At 42.5% G+C, this 20893-nt stretch carries 23 protein-coding genes; 11 read left to right on the top strand and 12 right to left on the bottom strand.

Annotation, left to right across the window (positions count from 1 at the left end; all coding sequences use genetic code 11):
- The first annotated feature begins 41 nt into the window (after positions 1-41).
- The 4 genes from LNN34_RS16235 (at position 42) to LNN34_RS16220 (ending at position 3937) form a co-directional block, all read left to right on the top strand.
- Positions 42-440 carry a YueI family protein gene (locus tag LNN34_RS16235; RefSeq protein WP_059334761.1) on the top strand — a complete coding sequence of 133 codons (399 nt, stop codon included), beginning with the start codon at positions 42-44 and terminating at the stop codon, positions 438-440.
- A gap of 95 nt (positions 441-535) precedes the next feature.
- The gene (locus LNN34_RS16230) at positions 536-1087 is read left to right on the top strand and encodes a cysteine hydrolase family protein (protein ID WP_044158950.1); all 552 of its coding nucleotides are present in this window, start codon (positions 536-538) and stop codon (positions 1085-1087) included.
- Positions 1088-1102: 15 nt separating this feature from the next.
- The gene (locus LNN34_RS16225; RefSeq protein WP_024122686.1) at positions 1103-2572 is read left to right on the top strand and encodes a nicotinate phosphoribosyltransferase; all 1470 of its coding nucleotides are present in this window, start codon (positions 1103-1105) and stop codon (positions 2570-2572) included.
- 135 nt (positions 2573-2707) lie between these two features.
- Positions 2708-3937 (top strand): EAL and HDOD domain-containing protein, encoded by a 1230-nt coding sequence (locus LNN34_RS16220; protein ID WP_059334756.1) that lies wholly within the window; start codon positions 2708-2710, stop codon positions 3935-3937.
- Here the strand turns inward: LNN34_RS16220 and LNN34_RS16215 are convergent.
- Positions 3913-4281, bottom strand: a complete 369-nt coding sequence (locus tag LNN34_RS16215) for a hypothetical protein (protein ID WP_044158947.1) — start codon at positions 4279-4281, stop codon at positions 3913-3915. The genes LNN34_RS16220 and LNN34_RS16215 overlap by 25 nt on opposite strands.
- A gap of 460 nt (positions 4282-4741) precedes the next feature.
- Here LNN34_RS16215 and degQ point away from each other — a divergent pair, with 460 nt between their 5' ends.
- From degQ to LNN34_RS16185, 6 genes are all read left to right on the top strand, one after another.
- Positions 4742-4882 carry a degradation enzyme regulation protein DegQ gene (gene degQ / locus LNN34_RS16210; protein WP_024122683.1) on the top strand — a complete coding sequence of 47 codons (141 nt, stop codon included), beginning with the start codon at positions 4742-4744 and terminating at the stop codon, positions 4880-4882.
- Positions 4883-5012: 130 nt separating this feature from the next.
- A complete protein-coding gene (locus LNN34_RS16205) occupies positions 5013-5906 on the top strand; it encodes a polyprenyl synthetase family protein (protein WP_306481639.1) in 894 nt (297 codons plus the stop codon).
- A gap of 14 nt (positions 5907-5920) precedes the next feature.
- Positions 5921-6097 (top strand): competence pheromone ComX, encoded by a 177-nt coding sequence (gene comX / locus LNN34_RS16200; protein ID WP_041906074.1) that lies wholly within the window; start codon positions 5921-5923, stop codon positions 6095-6097.
- A gap of 19 nt (positions 6098-6116) precedes the next feature.
- Positions 6117-8435, top strand: coding sequence for a sensor histidine kinase (locus LNN34_RS16195; RefSeq protein ID WP_069486981.1), 2319 nt, complete (start codon positions 6117-6119; stop codon positions 8433-8435).
- A gap of 80 nt (positions 8436-8515) precedes the next feature.
- The gene (gene comA / locus LNN34_RS16190; protein ID WP_024122680.1) at positions 8516-9160 is read left to right on the top strand and encodes a two-component system response regulator ComA; all 645 of its coding nucleotides are present in this window, start codon (positions 8516-8518) and stop codon (positions 9158-9160) included.
- Between the two features lie 17 nt (positions 9161-9177).
- Entirely contained in the window at positions 9178-9558 is a 381-nt protein-coding gene (locus tag LNN34_RS16185) for a hotdog fold thioesterase (RefSeq protein ID WP_044158943.1), read from the top strand.
- A gap of 38 nt (positions 9559-9596) precedes the next feature.
- Here the strand turns inward: LNN34_RS16185 and mnhG are convergent, their stop codons facing one another.
- The 7 genes from mnhG to LNN34_RS16150 are packed head-to-tail and all read right to left on the bottom strand — an operon-like array spanning position 9597 to position 15365.
- Positions 9597-9971, bottom strand: coding sequence for a monovalent cation/H(+) antiporter subunit G (gene mnhG / locus LNN34_RS16180; RefSeq protein WP_059292644.1), 375 nt, complete (start codon positions 9969-9971; stop codon positions 9597-9599).
- A complete protein-coding gene (locus LNN34_RS16175; protein ID WP_024122677.1) occupies positions 9955-10239 on the bottom strand; it encodes a Na(+)/H(+) antiporter subunit F1 in 285 nt (94 codons plus the stop codon). Before LNN34_RS16175 ends, mnhG begins: the two co-directional genes overlap by 17 nt.
- Positions 10239-10715, bottom strand: a complete 477-nt coding sequence (locus LNN34_RS16170; protein ID WP_044158941.1) for a Na+/H+ antiporter subunit E — start codon at positions 10713-10715, stop codon at positions 10239-10241. Before LNN34_RS16170 ends, LNN34_RS16175 begins: the two co-directional genes overlap by 1 nt.
- A gap of 5 nt (positions 10716-10720) precedes the next feature.
- Positions 10721-12202, bottom strand: a complete 1482-nt coding sequence (locus tag LNN34_RS16165; protein WP_069486983.1) for a Na+/H+ antiporter subunit D — start codon at positions 12200-12202, stop codon at positions 10721-10723.
- Positions 12195-12536, bottom strand: a complete 342-nt coding sequence (locus tag LNN34_RS16160; protein ID WP_044158938.1) for a Na(+)/H(+) antiporter subunit C — start codon at positions 12534-12536, stop codon at positions 12195-12197. Before LNN34_RS16160 ends, LNN34_RS16165 begins: the two co-directional genes overlap by 8 nt.
- Positions 12536-12967: a Na(+)/H(+) antiporter subunit B gene (locus LNN34_RS16155; RefSeq protein WP_024122673.1), complete on the bottom strand. Its 432-nt coding sequence runs from the start codon at positions 12965-12967 to the stop codon at positions 12536-12538. Before LNN34_RS16155 ends, LNN34_RS16160 begins: the two co-directional genes overlap by 1 nt.
- On the bottom strand, positions 12960-15365 hold the full coding sequence (locus LNN34_RS16150) for a Na+/H+ antiporter subunit A (protein WP_069486984.1): 2406 nt from the start codon (positions 15363-15365) through the stop codon (positions 12960-12962). The genes LNN34_RS16155 and LNN34_RS16150 overlap by 8 nt, the downstream gene beginning before the upstream one ends.
- Before the next feature lie 234 nt (positions 15366-15599).
- Between LNN34_RS16150 and LNN34_RS16145 the strand changes: the two genes are divergently transcribed.
- On the top strand, positions 15600-15815 hold the full coding sequence (locus LNN34_RS16145; RefSeq protein ID WP_099043587.1) for a hypothetical protein: 216 nt from the start codon (positions 15600-15602) through the stop codon (positions 15813-15815).
- A 36-nt stretch (positions 15816-15851) separates the two neighbouring features.
- On the opposite strand, the gene maeN is transcribed toward LNN34_RS16145, so the two are convergent.
- The 4 genes from maeN to LNN34_RS16125 form a co-directional block, all read right to left on the bottom strand.
- Entirely contained in the window at positions 15852-17198 is a 1347-nt protein-coding gene (gene maeN, locus LNN34_RS16140) for a sodium/malate symporter MaeN (RefSeq protein WP_024122670.1), read from the bottom strand.
- 153 nt (positions 17199-17351) lie between these two features.
- A complete protein-coding gene (gene nupQ / locus LNN34_RS16135) occupies positions 17352-18311 on the bottom strand; it encodes a guanosine ABC transporter permease NupQ (RefSeq protein ID WP_202657737.1) in 960 nt (319 codons plus the stop codon).
- Positions 18312-19358 (bottom strand): ABC transporter permease, encoded by a 1047-nt coding sequence (locus tag LNN34_RS16130; protein WP_059292648.1) that lies wholly within the window; start codon positions 19356-19358, stop codon positions 18312-18314.
- Entirely contained in the window at positions 19351-20883 is a 1533-nt protein-coding gene (locus LNN34_RS16125) for an ABC transporter ATP-binding protein (protein ID WP_202657736.1), read from the bottom strand. The genes LNN34_RS16130 and LNN34_RS16125 overlap by 8 nt, the downstream gene beginning before the upstream one ends.
- Positions 20884-20893: the final 10 nt, after the last annotated feature.

Here is a 20893-nt window from a genome sequence, read left to right as displayed (position 1 = left end):
TCAGGCGATAATGAAGACAAACAAGACGGGAGGACGAGCTTTTGAGTGATGAAACGCTGGATCTCTATTTGCAGCAAGGAATGTACGGGCCGCTGGAAACAAAACCTGACGAGCGCCATTTGTTTTTAGGCTCATTGCGGGAAAGAGTGCTTTTGGCACTGACGAAAGGGCAGGTGCTCAGAAGCAAACCGTATGACGAAGCGGAGCAAGCGTTTAAACGCAATAAAAATATATCTCTTCTTATCAATGGAGAGCTTCAGTATCAGTCTTATTCACCTTATGTAAAAATGGCGAACCAAAACGGAGTGCCTTTTAAAGTCGTATCTGACCTTCAGTTTCATACGCCTTTAGGCCTTGTCATTGCAGCGGACAGTGCGGTAAATCATGAATCTATATATATTCAGGACGACATTTTTAACCGGTCGGTGCTGAAATCTTAGAGACAAACGGACCGTTTGTCTTTTTATTCATGGCAATTCCCTTACAACGGGAGATAAGATATAATGTTCTCATACTGATGGCGGGGAGGCCGGCTATGAAAAAAGCACTTATTTGTATTGATTATACGAATGATTTTGTGGCGAGTGATGGAAAATTGACCTGCGGGGAGCCCGGCAGAATGATTGAAGAGGCGATCGTCAATTTGACAGAACACTTTATCACAAACGGTGATTACGTCGTATTTGCAGTAGATTCTCACAATGAAGGGGATCAGTATCACCCTGAAACCCGTCTGTTCCCGCCGCATAATATTAAGGGTACGGAAGGAAAAGACCTGTACGGAAAGCTTTTGCCTCTATATCAGAAACATGCACATGATCATAATGTATATTACATGGAAAAAACGAGATATTCTGCTTTTGCGGGTACTGATTTAGAACTGAAACTCAGAGAGCGGCAGATTGACGAGCTGCATTTAGCCGGCGTCTGCACAGATATCTGTGTCTTGCATACAGCGGTTGATGCATACAACAAAGGTTTCCGGATTGTTGTGCATAAACAGGCTGTTGCCAGCTTTAATCAGGAGGGTCATACGTGGGCTCTTTCCCATTTTGCAAATAGCATCGGAGCGCAAGTGGCAGAGTAAGGAAGGGGAAAAACAGTGTTAGAGTACGGTTTTAAAGATGACAGCCTGTCATTACATACAGACCTTTATCAAATCAATATGGCGGAAACTTACTGGAGAGACGGCATTCATGAAAAGAAAGCGATTTTTGAGCTTTTTTTCAGAAAGCTTCCGTTTGAGAATGGCTATGCGGTTTTTGCGGGCTTGGAAAAAGCCATTGAATATCTGGAAAACTTCAAGTTTACCGATAGTGACCTGACTTATTTACGAGATGAGCTTGGCTACCATGAAGATTTTATTGATTATTTGAGCGGTTTATCTTTTACAGGTTCTCTTTATTCCATGAAAGAAGGAGAGCTGGTTTTTAACAATGAGCCGATTATGAGGGTGGAAGCTCCCCTTGTAGAAGCGCAGCTTATTGAAACAGCTTTGCTTAACATTGTGAATTACCAAACATTAATCGCGACAAAAGCAGCGCGCATCAAGGGCGTCATTGGCGATGAAATTGCACTTGAATTCGGAACAAGACGGGCGCATGAAATGGATGCGGCTATGTGGGGAGCGAGAGCAGCGTTAATCGGCGGCTTCAGCGCGACAAGCAATGTAAGAGCTGGAAAGCGCTTTAATATCCCGGTATCAGGCACACATGCCCATGCCCTTGTGCAGGCCTACCGCGATGAATATACAGCGTTCAAAAAATACGCGGAAACGCATAAGGATTGCGTCTTCTTAGTCGACACGTATGATACGCTTCGTTCAGGCATGCCGAATGCGATTAAAGTTGCCAAGGAATTCGGAGACCGCATCAACTTCATTGGCATCCGCCTGGATAGCGGCGATTTGGCTTACCTGTCAAAAAAAGCCCGGAAAATGCTTGATGAAGCAGGGTTTACAGACGCGAAAGTCATTGCGTCAAGCGACCTGGATGAGCATACCATTATGAATTTAAAGGCTCAGGGAGCCCGCATAGATGTCTGGGGTGTCGGCACGAAGTTGATTACAGCCTATGACCAGCCGGCTCTCGGCGCGGTTTATAAGCTCGTCTCCATCGAAGAAAACGGAGAAATGGTCGACACGATCAAAATTTCATCCAACCCTGACAAAGTGACGACACCTGGCAGAAAGAAAGTGTACCGGATTATTAATCAGTTAAATCATCATTCTGAAGGAGATTACATTGCGCTTTATGACGAGCAGGTGAATGACCAGAAGCGGCTGAGAATGTTTCACCCGGTTCATACCTTCATCAGCAAATTCGTCACGAATTTCTATGCGAAGGATCTTCACGAACTGATTTTTGAAAAAGGCATCCTATGCTACCAGAACCCTGAGATTTCTGACATTCAGCAATATGTACAAGACAACCTCAGCCTTCTGTGGGAGGAATATAAGAGAATCAGCAAACCTGAAGAATACCCGGTTGATTTAAGCGAGGACTGCTGGAGCAACAAAATGCAGCGGATCCATGAAGTGAAAAGCAGACTTGAAGAAGAGCTCGAAGAATAAAGCAAACTGGCCTTTCGTTCGCGAAGAGGCCAGTTTTTTTGTGGGAATAATATTTTTCATGTTTAGACAAATTTCGTCAAATTTTTTGATATACTTAGGGTGGAAAGCCGCGTGTTTTGTAAGGAGGATAAGTCAATGAGGGTGTTTGTTGCAAGACAGCCTATATTTAACAGAAAAGAACAGGTTGTCGCTTATGAACTTTTATATAGAGAGAGCGAAGAGAATGTGTATTCCGCTGCAGACGGCGATCAGGCTACAACAGATTTGGTGATTAACAGCTTTTTAAACATCGGAATCGAGAAGCTGACGGAAGGAAAACGCTGTTTTGTCAATTTCACTGAAAGCCTGATGTTTTCGGATCTCCCCACCTCCTTCAATCCAAAACAGCTAGTGATTGAAATCCTTGAAGATATACCGATCACTCCGGCTCTCGTCTCAAGGTGCAGAGAGCTGAAAAAAATGGGGTATACGCTGGCACTCGATGATTTTTACGCGATTAACCCGAAAAATGAAAAATTATTGGAAAAGCTCATGAGCTATATTGATATATTGAAAGTTGATTTTCTTAAAACCACCCGAATGGAACGCCGAAACATTTTGCAAACCTACAGCTATTGCGGCCTGATTTTTTTAGCTGAGAAAGTAGAAACACGCAAAGAATATGAACAAGCGGCGCAAGATGGCTTTCAGTTATTCCAAGGCTACTTTTTCAGCGAACCGCGCATCATCAGCGGCCATGATCTGTCGACCCATTTTTATTCTTACTATGAATTGCTCAACGAATTAAGCAAAGAGCAGCCTAACATCCAGCGTGTAACTGAGTACATAGAACGTGATTTATCGCTGTCATATCAAATTTTAAAATTCTTAAACTCTTCTCATAGCCGTTTAACCCAAAAGATCGACAGCATTAAGCAGGCTATCATGCTTCTTGGGTTTAACGAAATCAAACGGTGGATATACATTCTTTCCTTTAAGGATTTAAGCAGAAAAGGGAATTCGAGCAAACACGAAATCATAAAAATTTCTTTAATGAGAGCAAAGCTATGTGAACTGTTGGCAAGAAAAACAGCGCGCCCGCAGCCGGCCTCGTATATGCTGATCGGGATGTTTTCTCTCATAGACACCCTTTTGCACAGAGAAATAGAAGAGATTATTCAAGAATTGCCTTTAATAGATGAAGTCGGTCAAGCGTTATTAGGTCATCAAAATGACTATTACCAAATGCTTGAGCTTGTGAAGTTAATCGAAACCAACAATTGGGACTCTTGCGGAGAATTAGCAAAAGAATTGGACAAGGAAGAAGCGTACGACTGTTATTTGGAAGCCTTGGAGTGGTGTCATAAGCTCATGGGCGAAAAGTAATTGCGGTCTTCTGACCACCGCAACGCCAGGATGATTCGGCTTTGCATGCTGATCAGGCTGATGTATATGCCATCGGGATTAAAGACCGAATCAACATCATGCCGGACGCCAGTCTGTTTGATCAGGCGCTTTACTGTTTGTTTATCTGACTGTTCCGCTGCGGTCATGAGGCGGCGCGAAAGCTCCTGTGACCCCGCAATGCGCCTAAGCACAAGCTGAGCATCAGCGAGCAGCCCAGCGGCATCCTTTGCGGAACGGATAAAGATCTCTGTATTGGCGGCAGGAGCGGGCGGACGGCGTATGGCGTACGGATAGATGTAAAACCAAGGATAAGGGTATCTCATGGAAGCACCTCGCAAAAAGGGGATATGTCTATATATATAGATCACTCAGGTGCCGGATATGACTAAGCGAAAAGGCCACAACTTTGCGTTGCGGTCTTTTCGGTGTTTGTCGGTCACGATACGCCAAGAATCGCATATTGAATTTTGAAAAAGCGGCAAGGGGGACTATAGTCTTACATTGTGAAACAGATAAACACAATAAAATCAAGGAAATTAAGAATCTTTCTCAATTTCATCCGAAATCACCGTTTTTCCCCATAGAAAAATAGTCCCGTTCTTATTGTGATTCCTTTGAGTATAAGGACCTATTGATATTTGCGGTGTCACGCAGGATCTTTTTGTATACTTTTCGGTGAAAAATAAGCCGAAACCAGATACACTATTAGTAACAGATCAAATACCTAGGACTCGTTCACCATACACAATTCATTGATCTTTCAAAAAAAGGAGTGTGGAAACGATGGAAAAGAAACTTGAAGAAGTAAAACAATTATTATTCCGACTCGAACTTGATATTAAAGAAACGACAGATTCATTACGAAACATTAACAAAAGCATTGATCAGCTCGATAAATACACATACGCAATGAAAATTTCGTAAAAAAGACTTGGAAACAAGTCTTTTTTTTCGTTCTTCCCGTACAATAAATGGATAAAGTATTATATGATTGTTAAAAAACGAAAAACCTGCTGTCCTTTAAATGTCCCATTTAGTAAAATGGAATGGGAGGGTGAAGAATATTAGTAAGGAAATGTGTTTAGATGAAATTTCGATTAAAAAAAAGATGAAGGAGATTGTACACGAAAAAATTCGAAATTTGGATTTGAAAAAGTATTTAATCAACTTTATCGATGAGAAAAACCACTTTTCTTTTGGTATCCTGGCTTATAAGCATTACGTAGCATTAAGAGGTAACAGTTATTTGCATATTTTAACGTTGGCTGGAGGAATTGAGCTTTTAATCATATCCTTCGATATATTTGATGATTTAGAGGATGAGGACAACTTTGAAAAAAAATGGATGGAAATAGATTCTTCTCTCTCTCTAAATGCTGCAACTACCCTTTATACCTTAGGGTTAGAAACCATTTGTTCTATTAGCGATAAGGCTGAATATCAGCGGCTCACTTTAAAATATGCTTTAAATGCTATGCAGGGGCAACATGACGATTTAATTAACTTTCCAGAGACAGAAGAAGAATGCATTCAAATGATGAAACAAAAATCAGGTTCTCTTACAGCTATGTCTGCCGTTTTAGCTGCCATGCTTGCAAATGGAGAGTTTAATCAAACTATTGAGGATTATGCTTATAAAATAGGAATAATAAAGCAATTGGAAAATGACTATTATGGTTTAGTTAATGATCAGCGTAGCGACATAAGAAAGAAAAGAAAGACTTTAATTTATTTATTTTTAAACCGCAAATTTAATGAGGCTTCTGAAAAGATATTAAAATTAATAAATTCCCAACCAAGTTATCATAGTCTTATAGCTGATCGCTCTAAATTTGATGAATTATTATTTGAAGCGGGGCTTAATCAATATGTATCTATGTTGATTAAGTTTTATGAGGAAGAAATCACAGCAAGCATGAATCAATTAAACATAAATATAAAGTTATAAAGAGAGGTATACCTATGAAACAAGATATGATTGATTACTTAATGAAGAATCCTCAAGTTTTAACTAAATTAGAAAATGGAGAGGCAAGCTTAATAGGAATTCCAGATAAACTAATCCCTTCAATTGTAGATATTTTCAATAAAAAAATGACTCTCTCAAAGAAATGCAAGGGTATTTTCTGGGAGCAATAATTCAGAGAGAAGTGGTCTATTGAAAAACTTTAAAAGAAATTTTTCTATAGTGCTAGTATTATTTAGTCTCTTATATTTTGCTTATATTGTTTATTTCACTCAGAATGGTATTTTAGTTGGTACTTATGTTTCTGAAACAGCCAATCATGAGTTAAAAGTTGAAAAAATGACAAAATCCACATATGGAAAATATATGGGATTAAAAGAAGGCGACTTAATACTCGAAGTAAGTGGGAAGAAACCTACAAGCGAAAATATTAAAAGAAATTATTTAGCAAAAGCTGAACATTTAAAAGTTAAAAGGGATAATCATGAAATTCAATTACATAATATGGAGTATATCTCTTTAAATAATTCTTATAGCTTTTTCATTTATATTATCCCTTGTATATTTTTTGCTTTGAGTCTGTTATGTGCTTTTTATATTTATAGGGTCAATCGAGTGAAAAATACGTACTCGGCTTATATTTTGATTAATTTTTTGCTGTTTATATCGATAGCATATTTAAGTGCTGGAGGCGTTACTAGAGGATATGAAATAAATAGATATATTAATCTTTTTACCTTTTTAAATGTACCTGTCTTGTATTTGCATTTTCTATATCAATATTTCAAAGAATTAAGCATCAAATTTTCATCACGTTATACCGTGAACATGTTATACATGCTACCAATCATTAATGTAATAATAGAGTTCACTGAGAAATATCTTCCATCGGGGATTACTACGAATATTAGTAATATAAACTTAGTAACATTCTTAATAGAGATTACAGTTGTTTATTTTTGTATAATCTATTATGGGATAATTTATAGAAAAAAGGATCATTACTATTTATTGAAGGTATTATTGATTTCGAATACTGTTGCTTTTTTTCCTTTTTCGGTCTTATATATCTTGCCGGAAGTTTTATTTGGGCAATATATTTATTCAGCAATAGTGACTGCGCCGTTCTTAATTATTATCCCATTAGCATTGGTTTATCAATTCGTTGTAAATAAAATTTATGATATTGACTTTATCTTAGGAAGAATTAGATATTATAGTTTCTTGTCCATCATTCCGACAATTGGTATAGTTTGGTTGTCAATTGTATTCGATAGTAAAAGAGCGGATTTTAATGTCATCTTAATTACGTTATGTACGTTCATAATTTTTCTGTCGGTCTTTTATATTAAAGAATTATTAGACTATAAATTTCGGTTAAAACGATTTTCGGAAAAATATAATTATCAAGACAGTATTTTTAAATATACGCAATTAATTAAAGGTGTATCAGCTTTAGATCAAGTATTTAAGAACTTAAAAACAACAATACTAGAAGTTCTACCCGTAAGTAAAGCATACACCTTTGAAGTTGGTTCTGATAGAGAAATTATATACTTTGACAAACAGAGTGTTGAACCCAATTGGAAGCTATATAAAACAGAATTTGAAAACGTCACTAAAGAAATAGGGAAAATTGTTGAGGTTAATCAAGGGTTTTTGATCAAGGTAGGGGAAAAAGGTACAAGTTCTTATGTATTGCTTTGTTTATCTAGTATCAACACACCGAGGTTGACAAGAGATGAAGTTTCATGGCTGAAAACATTATCGTTTTATACTAGTGTATCCATGGAAAACGTTGTACAAATTGAAGAACTTATGGATCATTTACAAGCTTTAAAAAGGGAAGATGCTAACCCCGTCTGGCTCAAAAAACTCATGTACACCATCGAAGAAAAACAACGTTCTGATCTCGCCCGCGATCTCCACGATTCGGTTCTTCAGGATTTGATATCATTAAAACGGCAGTGTGAGCTGTTTTTGGCTGAGTTTAAGAAGGATGATGATCCATGCCGTGAAGAGGTGCAGGACAAGCTCGTACAGATGAATGAGCAGATGTCTGATGTGATTTCGATGACGAGGGAGACGTGTCATGAATTGCGGCCGCAGCTTTTGTATGATTTGGGACTGGTGAAGGCGCTGTCCAAGCTGGTAGCGCAGCAGCAGGAGCGGGTTCCGTTTCATATCCGTTTAAATACCGGCAGATTTACGGCGTCGCTTGATTTGGATTCGCAGCTGAATTTGTACCGGATCATTCAAGAGTTTTTATCAAATGCAGTGAAACATTCTCAGGCGACGGAAGTGCTTATCATGCTGATCAGTATTCAGAACAAAATTGTTCTTCATTATGAGGATGATGGTGTCGGATTTGATCTGGAGAAAAATAACGAACATTCCATGAGTATGGGTCTTTCTGGCATTAAGGAGCGAGTCAGGGCTTTAGATGGACGCCTCCGAATCGAAACAAGTGAAGGAAAGGGCTTTAAGGCCGATATTGAAATGGAATTGTAATGGTTTTATAACGTAAACGACTTGGCAGAAGCCAAGTCTTTTTTATAAAATGGAAATGAGTGAGTAAAAGGGAGGAAAACATGAAAAAGATACTAGTGATTGATGACCATCCGGCTGTCATGGAAGGCACCAAGACAATTTTGGAAACGGATTCGAATTTGTCTGTTGATTGTCTCAGTCCTGAACCCAGCGAACAGTTCATACACCAGCATGATTTCTCATCATATGATCTCATCTTAATGGATTTGAACTTAGGCGGCGATGTCAATGGGATGGAGCTTTCTAAACAGATTTTACAAGAGAATCCTCATTGTAAAATTATCGTATATACCGGTTATGAGGTCGAGGATTATTTTGAGGAAGCAATTCGTGCGGGTCTGCACGGCGCCATCAGCAAAACCGAATCAAAGGAAAAGATCACCCAATACATATATCACGTGCTCAACGGAGACATTTTAGTCGATTTCGCTTACTTTAAACAGCTGATGACTCAGCAAAAAACAAAGCCGGCCCCTTCCTCTCAAAAAGAACAAGATGTGCTCACACCAAGAGAATGCCTGATTCTTCAAGAAGTTGAAAAAGGTTTTACCAACCAAGAAATTGCAGATGCGCTTCATTTAAGCAAGCGGTCCATCGAATACAGCCTGACGTCGATTTTCAACAAGCTTAATGTCGGTTCCAGGACGGAAGCGGTGTTGATTGCAAAATCAGACGGTGTGCTTTAAATAAGGGAGTTAAAACTATGGATATGAAACATACATTGCTTGGCGCGCTGGGAATTGAAATAGTAGAAAGCACAGCGGAACGCTGCGTGGCAGTGATGCCGGTGGATCACCGGACCGTCCAGCCCTTTGGTTATTTGCATGGAGGCGCTTCAGTCGCTCTTGCGGAAACTGCGGCGAGCGTGGGTGCCCAGCATCTAATCGATTCTCGTACACAAGCTTGTGTCGGTTTGGAGATTAACGCCAATCATCTGAAATCTGTCAAGGAAGGAACGGTAAAGGCGGTAGCCGAGCCCGTTCATAAAGGCAGAACGACCATTGTGTATCAGATTCACATTTATGACGAGCAAGAGAGGCTGATCTGTATATCCAGATGCACGCTGGCTGTCATCACAAAATAAAAAAACAGCCGGAACTCTGCCTGTCCGGCTGCTCATTTTTATAGGTAAGAATCCTCTTTTCGTTTAATCACAAAGTTTCTGATGCCGTTATAGTCATCCTGTACACTTCTTTCATCCAGCTTGACGCCAGAGTTGTACGCAGCTCGGCAGATCAAGTGTCCCCCGACCGGCGTCGTAATAAAGATAAAGAAAATCCCGAGCAGAATTTTTGCTGATATCTCTCCTGTTATAAACCACAAAAAGAAGAAGACACCGAGCAAAATCATATTTACCCCTAACGTTGAGCCTTTAGAAGCAGCGTGAGAGCGTGTGTACATATCGGGAAGGCGAAGCGTCCCGAAGGAAGCCGCAAGACAGATTAGCGCCCCCATTAGGATAAATATCGCCACTGCTATTTTAGCGATCACGATCATTTTCGATAATCTCTCCTTTCTCTAAGAACTTAGAAAACGCAATGGTTCCGATAAAAGACAAAATACCCAGCAATAATATGATATCAAGAAAAATACTCGTATTCAGCAGGATGGAGACAAGCGCTGTCATCGCTATCAGATTAATGCCGATTGCATCCAGAGCCACAACCCGGTCAGGAACAGTCGGCCCTTTGATGACACGAACGACATACAACAGGGTGGACACCGCCATAATGCCGAGCGCGATTTGAAGGATTAACGTAAACATCAGCGGCTCACCTCCTGTATGGCTTTTTCAAATGACTCACGAATATCAAAAATCGCTTTTTCCGCATCCTCAATATCCATCGCGTGAATATAGAGAATGGTCCGGTCATCGGAAATATCCATGACCAATGTTCCCGGCGTTAATGTAATAAGCAGTGAAAGCAGGGTGATTTCCCAATCCTTTGTCAGCTCTGTTTTAAATGCGAATATGCCTGGTTTGATATCCAGTTTTGGTGACAGGACTGTTTTCAGCACACTGACGTTGGCAAGGTATAATTCCCTTATAAAGATCAAAAAAAGTTTGATAATCGAAAACATTTTCCATAGATAAAACGGATGAGCAAGGAAGCGCCGGAAGAAGAAGAGAGAGATCATTCCCAGGATAAAGCCTGTGATGAATCCGGCAGCGCTTGCGTCATTGCTCAGGAACATCCAGCAAAAAGCGAGAAACACATTTAATAAAATTTGAAATGCCATGCGATCTACTCCTTCAAAACAGCTTCAATATATTTTTCCGGATTCAGCAAAGTCTCGGCCGCTTGATCAACGTACGGTGACACCCATTCTGTACCTAATCCGAAGAGAAGAGACAGGAAGAGAAAAATAGCTGCCGGATATAGAAGCCCTTTAGCTGTTCTAAGATTTTGCTTTGGTGTTTCTTTTTCTTCGCCCCAAAACGCATGGATAAAGATTCTTAACACGGAATACAGGACGAGCAGGCTTGAAAGCAGGATCAGCATGGAAATCGTAAATTCACCTTCAGCGAAGCCGCCTTCTGCAATTTTAAATTTGCCTACAAATCCGCTGAGAGGCGGGATGCCGGCAAGAGATACAGCCGACATGAAGAACATCCATCCAAGAACGGGGTATCGCTTGATCAGCCCGCCCATTCGTTGCAGGCTTGCTGTGCCTGTCAAAGCGATCAGCGTGCCTGCTAGCATAAATAATGCGCCTTTAATCAGCATGTCGTGAATCAGGTAGTAAATCGCACCTTGAATGGATGCGGGCGTTTGAACTGCAACACCGAACAAAATAACGCCGACAGCGGTAATAATATTATAGATCACGATTTTCATGACATTCTGATAGGCAAGTGAACCGATGACACCGAAGATGACAGTGAGAGCCGCGAGCCATATCATCAGCTGGTGGGTAAACGCTGTATCATGAATGAAAATCAGTGTGAACACTCTTGTGATCGCATATAATCCGACCTTGGTCAGCAATGCGCCGAACAATGCGGAGATGGCTGCCGGCGGCGCGTAATAAGAGCCGGGAAGCCAAAAGTAGAGGGGGAAGATCCCGCCCTTCATACCAAACACGATGAGTAACAGGACACCGATTACAGTAATCAGCCCAGTTTGTCCGGATTCGCTGATTCTCACACTTAAATCCGCCATGTTTAATGTGCCGGTCACCGCGTATAAAAAGCCGACGCCGATGACAAACAATGCTGATGACACGATATTAAACACAATGTATTTAAGCGACTCCCGCAGCTGAATTTTTGTGCCGCCTAATACAATCAGCATATAAGAAGCAATAAGCAGAAGCTCGAAAAATACGTACATATTAAATAAATCGCCTGTTAAAAACGCTCCGCTTACACCAGCCAGCAAAAACTGCACGCCGGAGTAATAAAAGGCACGTTCCCGTTTTTCACCGATAGAACGGAAAGAATAAAGCACAACCAATAAGCCGATGACTGCTGTGGTGAGAACAAGCAGGCTGGCAAATTGATCTGCAACAAGCACAATTCCGTAGGGGGCTCTCCAGCCGCCCAAACTCAGTGTCTGAATGCCGTTTGTAAAAACAGTCTGTACGAGTAAAACGCTGATCACAATCCCGAGTACGGATGCCGCAGTGCTGAAGATCCGCATGAGCATGATGTGTTTGTTCATGAAAATCAGCAGAATGGCGGACAGGAGCGGGATCAGAATTGGCAATATAACAAAATTATTCATGTTGATCATTTCCCCTCATTTGATCCATATCGTCCGATTTCAATTCCTGATAGGCCCGAAACGCCATGACGAGGATGAAGGATGTAACTCCAAATGAAATGACAATAGCCGTCAAAATCAGGGCTTGCGGAAGCGGATCGACAAATGACTTGGCATGCTCGCTCAAAATCGGAGCGGCGCCTTCTTTTAATCCTCCCATAGTTAAAAGCATTAAATGAACGCCGTGGCTCAAAAGCGCTGTTCCGATAATGACCCGAAGCAGGCTTTTAGACAGCAGCAAATACGTAGCAGCCATAAAAATAATACCGGCTGTAACAGCCATTAAGATTTCCATTATTCTTCCTCTCCAATCGTTTGAATAATGGTCATCGTAATGCCTACGACAACAAGATAAACACCTAAATCAAAAAGCGTCGCCGTGGCAAGCTCCGTTTTCCCTAAAATCGGCAGATGAAAGTAACCGAATGTGTGGGTTAAGAAGGGCGCCCCGAAGACAAAGGAGCCAACTCCTGTTAAGACAGCGAGCAGAAGACCGGCTCCCGCGACGTAAATGAAATTAACCGGCAAAATGGAACGCACGGTTTTTAAATCATAAGCCAAGAGCAATAGAACGATGGAAGAGGACGTGATCAGTCCGCCGACAAAGCCTCCTCCAGGGGCGTTATGCCCCGATAAAAATAAATAGAAAGAGAAAAGCAAAATGATAAATGATACAAGCTTTGTCACGGTTTGAAGAATCAAGTCATTTGTTTTTTGTTCATTCACCGCTTTTCCCCTCCTCTTTTACTTTTGTTTTAATCATGCTGTAAATGCCGAGAGCGGCAATCGTTAATACCGTAATTTCAAACATTGTATCAAAGCCCCTGAAATCAACGAGAATGACATTGACGACATTATCTCCTCCGCCAAGATCGTGGCTGTGCTTTGTAAAGAAGGAGGCGATACTGTCTTTTGTCCGCTGGCTTGAGGATGCAATACCGAGCAGGGTGACAATAATGCCGACTCCTAAAGCAATGATAAAGTTTGTCATTCGGAATGTTCTCGTTTTCTTTTTCAGCCGCAGTTTCGGCAAATGATAAAAACAAAGCAGAAACAGGGCGACGGAAATCGTCTCAATGACCAGCTGGGTCAAAGCCAAATCGGGCGCTCTGAAAATAACAAAAAACAATGCAAGCGTATAACCGACAACACCAAGTGAAATAATTGCCGTCAGTCTGGATCGGGCGAATACAGTCGCCGCTGTCGCGCTGATCATGACAAGTGTCAGAATCATTTCGTATATGCCGATTTTCGCCATACCCTCAGTTGTAAAGGAAAATCCGCCTTTCAAAACGAGAGCCCCGCTCATCAGAATGATAAATCCAGCGAAGATATACAGAAGATAATCCCGCAAAAATCCGGTCATATATTGTTTTGTCACTCGATAAGAGCCTTTTTCCATGATGGTCAGGAGCTTCTCGTATAACCGATTGAGCGTGAGTTTCGATGGAAACAGCTTATAGATCCCTTTCCACTTGTTTATCGTCAAGTATCCGATCGTACCGACAGCGATAATGCCCAGTGTCATCAGAACTTCGGCTGTAAACCCGTGCCACTGCGAAATATGAACATGAAACTTCTCATGGCTGTCCAGCAGTGTCGGATAGATTGAATTCATCGCAGGCTCTATCAAGCTGTAGGACAATATATTCGGGAAAAAGAAGAGACTGACAGCGAGCGCAATAAGAATGACAGGTGATACGAGCATTCCAATCGGCGCTTCATGAGCCTGTTTTTCGAGTTTTTCAGGCTGATAATTGCCTTTAAATGTTTTAAACAGCAGTTTCATGCTGTAGATAAATGTAAACACACTTCCTGCCCAAGCGAGGACAGGGAACAGCGCTCCCCACGTCTGGACGTTGAACAAATCGACATGTGTCACACGAAGCATGCTGGTGAAAAACATTTCTTTACTCAAAAATCCGTTAAACGGCGGGAGACCAGCCATTGAAAATGTGCCAATCAAGGAAATCGTAAATGTAATCGGCATGATCGCCATCAGTCCGCCGAGCTTTCTGACGTCCCGCGTGCCTGTTTCATGATCAATGATGCCGACTGCCATAAACAAGCTTCCTTTAAAGGTAGCATGGTTGATGAGATGGAAAATGGCAGCCATGGCGGCAACTGTGTAATATTCTGTATGGCCGTAATGCAGGGCTGCAGCGCTGACACCAAGCATCGAGATGATCATGCCGAGCTGGCTGACGGTTGAAAACGCCAAAATGGATTTTAAGTCGGTTTGTTTGACGGCATGGAATGAACCCCAAACCATGGTGAAAATCCCGACGAGAGAAACAATCCAAAACCACTGAGCTGAAAAGGCGAAAATAGGGCTGAATCTTGCAATCACATAAATTCCCGCTTTGACCATCGTGGCTGAATGGAGATACGCGCTGACAGGCGTCGGCGCTTCCATGGCGTCAGGCAGCCAAATGTAAAAAGGAAACTGGGCGGACTTTGTAAATGCGCCTAGTAAAATCAAAATCATCGCCGGAATAAATAGATCATGGCCGGCAATCAACTGAACCTGATTGATCATTTCTCTGATACTGAATGAATCTGTGATCAGATAAAGGAGAATGAATCCTCCCAGCATACACAGTCCGCCGCTTACCGTAATCAAGAGCGATTTTGCGGCGCCGTAGCGAGATTTTTCACGCTTGTACCAATATCCGATCAGCAAAAAGGACGAAAGGCTGGTAAGCTCCCAAAACATGTAGAGGACCATGACGTTGTCAACAAGAACAACACCGAGCATAGCCCCCATGAACATTAATAAATAGACATAAAAAGGCCCAAGCTGTTCTTTTTCTTTCGATAAATAAAAAATACTGTAAAGAGTGACCAACGAGCCGATCCCCGTTATCAGTAAGGCGAATAGCAGTCCGAGACCGTCTACATAAACGGTAAAGTTAATGCCTAATGAAGGAATCCACTCCAATACCGATCGTAATGTTTCTCCCGACTGAGTCATTCTGATCATTGGAAGAAAGTATATAAACAGCAAGACGGGCAGGATCAGAACAAACCAGCCCGTATGCACTCTTTTTGCGTATTTTGCCAGAAAGGGAATGATAAAAGCAAATACAAAAGGCGATAAAATAGCAAAATGTAAGAGCTGCAAAGACAAGACCTCCTTTTCTTTAATTGAAACCTGTTCTATGTATAAATCATTAGAATATACGGTCAAACGACCCAGTCCAAATTATATCGCACTTTTTTGGAAGCCGCCATGCTTCAACCTGCCGCGAATGAATTTTACAAGTTCTTTTGACCTTAAAATAAGTTTAACAAAAATCAGGTCATTTGTATATTTAAAATCGCTCCTGATCAAGCTGTATGTAAGGAGCTGATCATGGTGAAGAGAAAGGTCCTTATGTGCTCAGGTTTATTCTGCTCGATATGTGCAGGGGCATTCATGCTGAATCAATATGACGGCCGTGCCCGTGTGGCAGACAATGATGATTGGGAACTGTATTTATTGGAGCACCACCTGTCAACTAAAATGAGTGAGGCGGAATCTAAGGACAGGCCGTTTGGGCCCAGGGAGTATATGCGGATTGTGAACAAATAAAAAAGAGTTCCGTCAAAGACGGAACTCTTTTTATGATTATGAAGTGAAAAAGCGAAGTAAAATCGTCGCGCAAATGACAGTTCCAGCTCCGCCGAGGCGGGTAGAAATTTGGGCGAATGGCATAAGGCCCATTCTTCCTGAAGCGGACAAAATGGCGACATCTCCCGTTCCGCCGAGACCGCTGTGACAGCAGGTAACGATTGCGGATTCAACAGGGTACATGTTCATCAGCTTGCCTACAAAATATCCGGAAGAAATCATGGCAACGACAACTGAAATACAAATGATGACAAACGGAATAGATATCACAGACGCCACGTCATCTAAAGGGATAAAGAGAATCCCGAGGCCTACCATAAGCGGCCATGTAAAGCTTGATGAAATAAACTTATAAAGCTGGTATGCGCCATCCTCCATTTTTTTCGGAAGGATATTTGCATATTTGATTGCAGCTGCTGAAATAATCATTAAAATAGCGCCCGGTATGAAGATAAATTTCTCCAGTAAACCGCCGAAAATAAAAAACGTACAAGCGAGCAGGACTCCGGCTCCCATCAGTTTAAAGTCAATTTTAGCTTCAGCCTCTTTTTGATTGAAAATATCGTTCGCTTTCTTAGATTTGACGAGACGCCCATTGCCGTTTAGGTCAGGACGTTTTTCGCCCAGTTTTTTCATTAAAGCAGCACAGATAATAGCAAAAACGTTTCCAATGATAGCGGCAGGAACCAGCTGCGACACATACACATCAGCGGAAGACCCCAATATTTGCGAATAAGCAATCGAGAGCGGCAAAATTCCTTCCCCTATTCCCCCGGCAATAATCGGCACAACGACAAAGAAAAAGGAATCATAGGCACTGTAGCCGAAGATGAATCCGACGAGCACGCCGGCCGCAACCGCCGCAATTGTGCCCGCTACTAAAGGAACGAACATTCTGATGAATCCCTGTATTAAAACAGTTCTGTTCATTCCAAGAATGCTTCCTACAACAAGACAAGCGATATAGAAATAAAGAAAGTTAGACGTTTTCATTAAATTGGTTACAGCATCTAATGATGATGGATTCAACACATTATAAAAAACTAAAAAAGATGGCACAAACAAAGATAAAATAGCAGGACCGCCAATATCCTTTAAAATCGGAATCCGCTGGCCGATATCGCCAAGAAAGACACCTAAAATCATAATGATGGCAAAACCGCCCAGCATGTTTGCAGGCAGCTCGTTGTAATAGGCCGCAAGAATAATAATGACAGCTAATGCTGTATATAATGGGAGAGGAATCACGCCGATTTCCCAAGTCCATATTTTCTTAAACAGGCTTTTCTCCTGTGTGTCTTTGTGCTCAGGTAAAACTTCCTCTGTTTTGTGAATTGCTCCCATTGTCATACACCCCCATGTATTGTTTGTTACAGTCTACAAGAAAGCGCTAACAAAGAATATTTTTTTAAGTTAAATAATTAATAAACAACTAAAATAATTGGGTATTTTGGAGCAGGAAAAATCCCTGAGAAGCCGCTTCCCAGGGAGATATGGTTACCGTTTTCCTTTGATATAAGGCACACCATTTGCTTTTGGCGCATCTGCGCGCCCGATAAAGCCGGTTAAGGCGAGAATGGTTAATACGTAAGGGGCAATCAGCATATATACATTCGGTATGTCCTTAAAAAGAGGGAGCAGTGAGCCGATAATGCTTAGGCTTTGCGCGAATCCGAAAAACAGGGCAGCGCCGAGTGCGCCAATCGGATGCCATTTTCCGAATACAAGGGCGGCGAGTGCGATAAAGCCTTGCCCGGAAATGGTAGAGTGCGTAAAGTCGAGGGCAATCGTTGACGCATATACGCCGCCCCCGAGGCCGCCGAACAATCCGCTGATCATCACGCCGATATAGCGCATTTTGTAAACATTGATCCCCATAGTATCGGCCGCCATCGGATGTTCTCCGACGGAACGAATACGGAGGCCGAACGGGGTTTTAAACAAGATAAACCACGAAATAAAGGCCAGGACAATTGCGAGAATAGACGTATAATAGACATCTGAAAAGAAGATTTTTCCCAATACGGGGATGTCGCTCAAGCCGGGAATACTTGTTTTATAAAAAGGCTCGGGAATTTTGTCAGTTTGCGCTTTTCCGTAAATCAGCTTTACGATAAATAAAGTAGCCCCAAGCGCCAGCATATTAATGGCGACGCCGCTGACTGTCTGATCAGCGCGAAACGATATCGCCGCTGCCGCATGAATCAGTGAAAACAGCGCGCCGGCTGTCATAGCGGCAATGAGCGAAAGCCAAGGTGCTGCGGCTCCCAATTCAGGGCCTAAAAATAAATTGAATAAAACACTGGTGAATGCTCCGATAATCATGAGGCCTTCAAGGCCGATATTGACGACGCCTGATCTCTCGGAAAATACGCCGCCGAGAGCGGTTAAAATAAGCGGGGCTGCGTATACGAGTGTGGCAGGGACAATGATTGATACAATCTGCAGAAAGTCCACTTAGTTCGCCCCCTTTTTCTTCAATTTATCCGCGACAAAACGAATGGCATAGCTTGAAGCAACAAACAGAATGATAATGGCAATCACAATATCGACAACCTCAGAAGGTACGCCTGATTCAATTGGCATATTTAATGCCCCGATTTTGAGGCCGCCAAGCAAAGCTGCCGCAAGCACAACACCGACCGCAGTGTTCCCGCCCAGAAGAGCGACGGCAATACCGTCAAAGCCGACGCCGGTAAATGCGCCTTTGACAGCTGCGTATTCAAACGTTCCCAGACCTTCCATGGCACCTGCAAGGCCTGCAAAAGCTCCTGAAATGAGCATGGAGGTCATAATATTCTTCCGCACACTCATACCGGCGTACTGGGACGCGTGCTGGTTGAATCCGACTGCCCGAAGCTCAAAGCCTTTCGTTGTTTTGTTAATCATAAACCACATAACAACAGCTGCGAGAAGGGCGATGACGATCCCCCAGTGAAGCCTTGAATAATCCGTAAGCTGCTCAAGAAACGGCGAGCGCAGTGAGGCCGATTCGTGAATTTTTTCCGTCTTATCCTGATTGTCTGTCATGACTTTTGAAATCAAATAATTGGTCATATGCAGCGCGATATAATTCATCATAATGGTGACAATGACCTCATGAACATAGAACCGTGCTTTTAAAAAGCCGGGAATAAATCCCCATAAACCGCCTGCTGCAGCCGCTGTGATCAGTGCAAGCGGCATATGAATATATGCCGGTCCGTCAAACACCGTTCCGACCCAAACGGCAGCTGTCCAGCCCACTAGAAGCTGTCCCTCTACCCCGATATTGAAAAGCCCGGTTCGGAACGCGAAAGCAACAGCTAATCCGGATAAAATATAAGGTGTAATCTGCCGGACGGTTTCCCCGATGTAATAAATTTCTCCAAATATTCCATTCCATAAAGCGGAATAGCCGCTGATCACACTGTATCCGCTCGCAAGCATAATAAGTGCGCCAGCCAGCAAGCCGAGCATGATTGCAATGAGCGGCACGAGTAAATGAGAGAGTCGTTTAACCATTTGCTTTCCCCGCTTCCTTTTGCGTGCTTCCCGCCATCAAGAGGCCGAGCTCTTGCTCAGTCGTATCCAGCGGATTGACGCTGGATATGATGCTGCCTTCAAAAATGACGGCGATTCTGTCACTGAGATTCATGATTTCATCCAGCTCAAACGATAGAAGAAGAACGGCTTTTCCGGCATCACGCTGTTCAATGAGTTTTTTATGGACAAATTCAATCGCTCCGACATCAAGACCGCGAGTCGGCTGGGCGGCGATTAACAAGTCAGGATTTCGGTCAATTTCCCTTCCGATAATTGCTTTTTGCTGGTTTCCGCCTGACAATGCCCGCGCGTGTGTATATTCATCGGGGGTTCTGACATCGTACTCGCTGATCAGGCTGCGTGCTTTCTTATACATTTCGCCTTTATGTAAAACACCGAATGCTGAATAAGGCTTTTTGTAATAGCTTTGGAGCACGATATTCTCACCGATCGGAAAATCCAAAACGAGGCCGTGTTTATGGCGGTCCTGTGGAATATGCCCGATTCCGGATTCCGTTACTTTTCTCGGCGTCAGGTTTTGTATCTGTTTTCCGTTTAAGGAAATAGTTCCAGACTCCGTTTTTCGGAGTCCTGTAATCGCTTCAATCAGCTCTGACTGTCCGTTTCCGTCAACGCCGGCTATGCCGACAATTTCTCCGGCATTGACAGAAAGCGATAAATTCCTTACAGCTTCTACTCCGCGAGTATCTTTTACAGTGATTCTGTCAATCGCCAGCACTTCAGATCCCGGCTGAGCCGCTTTTTTTTCTGTTTTGAACGATACCTCGCGTCCTACCATCAGACTGGCGAGCTCGTCTTGATTTGTATCCCGGACATCCAGTGATTTGATGCCTTTTCCTTTGCGGATAATGGTAACGTGGTCACAAACCGCCATGATTTCTTTCAGTTTATGGGTAATTAAAATAATTGATTTTCCCTCATTGACGAGGTTCTTCATGATTTGAATGAGCTCTTTGATTTCATGAGGCGTCAGCACAGCTGTCGGTTCATCAAAAATCAGAATGTCAGCCCCGCGGTAGAGGGTTTTTAAAATTTCTGCACGCTGCTGCATGCCGACGGATATGTCAGCTACTTTTGCCTCGGGATTAATTTGAAGTCCGTATCGGTCGGAAATGTCCTGAACCTCTCGGACAGCCCGTTTTCGGTCAATCCGCCCGAGCTTTTTCGGCTCCTTCCCGAGAATAATGTTTTCAGCAACTGTAAATGTATCGACAAGCATAAAATGCTGATGCACCATGCCGATTCCGAGATCATTCGCTTTGTTCGGGCTGTTGATGTGCACCTTCTCACCGCGGACCCGAATTTCTCCCTTTTCTGGCTGATAAAGCCCGAAAAGGACGTTCATCAAAGTTGATTTTCCCGCTCCGTTTTCACCGAGCAGCGCGTGGATTTCGCCTTTTTTGACCTGAAGATTAATGTTGTCATTTGCGACGATACCGGGAAACTCCTTGCGTATATTGAGCATTTCAATGACATATTCCACAGAATTGACC

The sequence above is a fragment of the Bacillus sp. AF23 genome (genome assembly GCF_020861455.1).
Classification (GTDB): Bacteria; Bacillota; Bacilli; order Bacillales; family Bacillaceae; genus Bacillus; species Bacillus halotolerans.
The sequence above is the reverse complement of the archived record's forward strand: the minus strand, read 5'-3'. Positions and strand labels throughout refer to the sequence as shown.

What these genes read in the sequence shown, in the direction of transcription:
- maeN (WP_024122670.1), bottom strand. Translation starts at nt 17,198, where the DNA reads ATGGGAGCAATTCACAAAACAGAGGAAGTTTTACCTGAGCACAAAGAC.
- LNN34_RS16165 (WP_069486983.1), bottom strand. Translation starts at nt 12,202, where the DNA reads ATGAATAATTTTGTTATATTGCCAATTCTGATCCCGCTCCTGTCCGCC.
- LNN34_RS16170 (WP_044158941.1), bottom strand. Translation starts at nt 10,715, where the DNA reads ATGGCATTTCAAATTTTATTAAATGTGTTTCTCGCTTTTTGCTGGATG.
- LNN34_RS16185 (WP_044158943.1), top strand. Translation starts at nt 9,178, where the DNA reads ATGGATATGAAACATACATTGCTTGGCGCGCTGGGAATTGAAATAGTA.
- comX (WP_041906074.1), top strand. Translation starts at nt 5,921, where the DNA reads ATGAAACAAGATATGATTGATTACTTAATGAAGAATCCTCAAGTTTTA.
- LNN34_RS16215 (WP_044158947.1), bottom strand. Translation starts at nt 4,281, where the DNA reads ATGAGATACCCTTATCCTTGGTTTTACATCTATCCGTACGCCATACGC.
- mnhG (WP_059292644.1), bottom strand. Translation starts at nt 9,971, where the DNA reads ATGATCGTGATCGCTAAAATAGCAGTGGCGATATTTATCCTAATGGGG.
- LNN34_RS16160 (WP_044158938.1), bottom strand. Translation starts at nt 12,536, where the DNA reads ATGGAAATCTTAATGGCTGTTACAGCCGGTATTATTTTTATGGCTGCT.
- LNN34_RS16175 (WP_024122677.1), bottom strand. Translation starts at nt 10,239, where the DNA reads ATGTTTACGTTAATCCTTCAAATCGCGCTCGGCATTATGGCGGTGTCC.
- LNN34_RS16130 (WP_059292648.1), bottom strand. Translation starts at nt 19,358, where the DNA reads ATGGTTAAACGACTCTCTCATTTACTCGTGCCGCTCATTGCAATCATG.
- degQ (WP_024122683.1), top strand. Translation starts at nt 4,742, where the DNA reads ATGGAAAAGAAACTTGAAGAAGTAAAACAATTATTATTCCGACTCGAA.
- comA (WP_024122680.1), top strand. Translation starts at nt 8,516, where the DNA reads ATGAAAAAGATACTAGTGATTGATGACCATCCGGCTGTCATGGAAGGC.
- LNN34_RS16230 (WP_044158950.1), top strand. Translation starts at nt 536, where the DNA reads ATGAAAAAAGCACTTATTTGTATTGATTATACGAATGATTTTGTGGCG.
- LNN34_RS16220 (WP_059334756.1), top strand. Translation starts at nt 2,708, where the DNA reads ATGAGGGTGTTTGTTGCAAGACAGCCTATATTTAACAGAAAAGAACAG.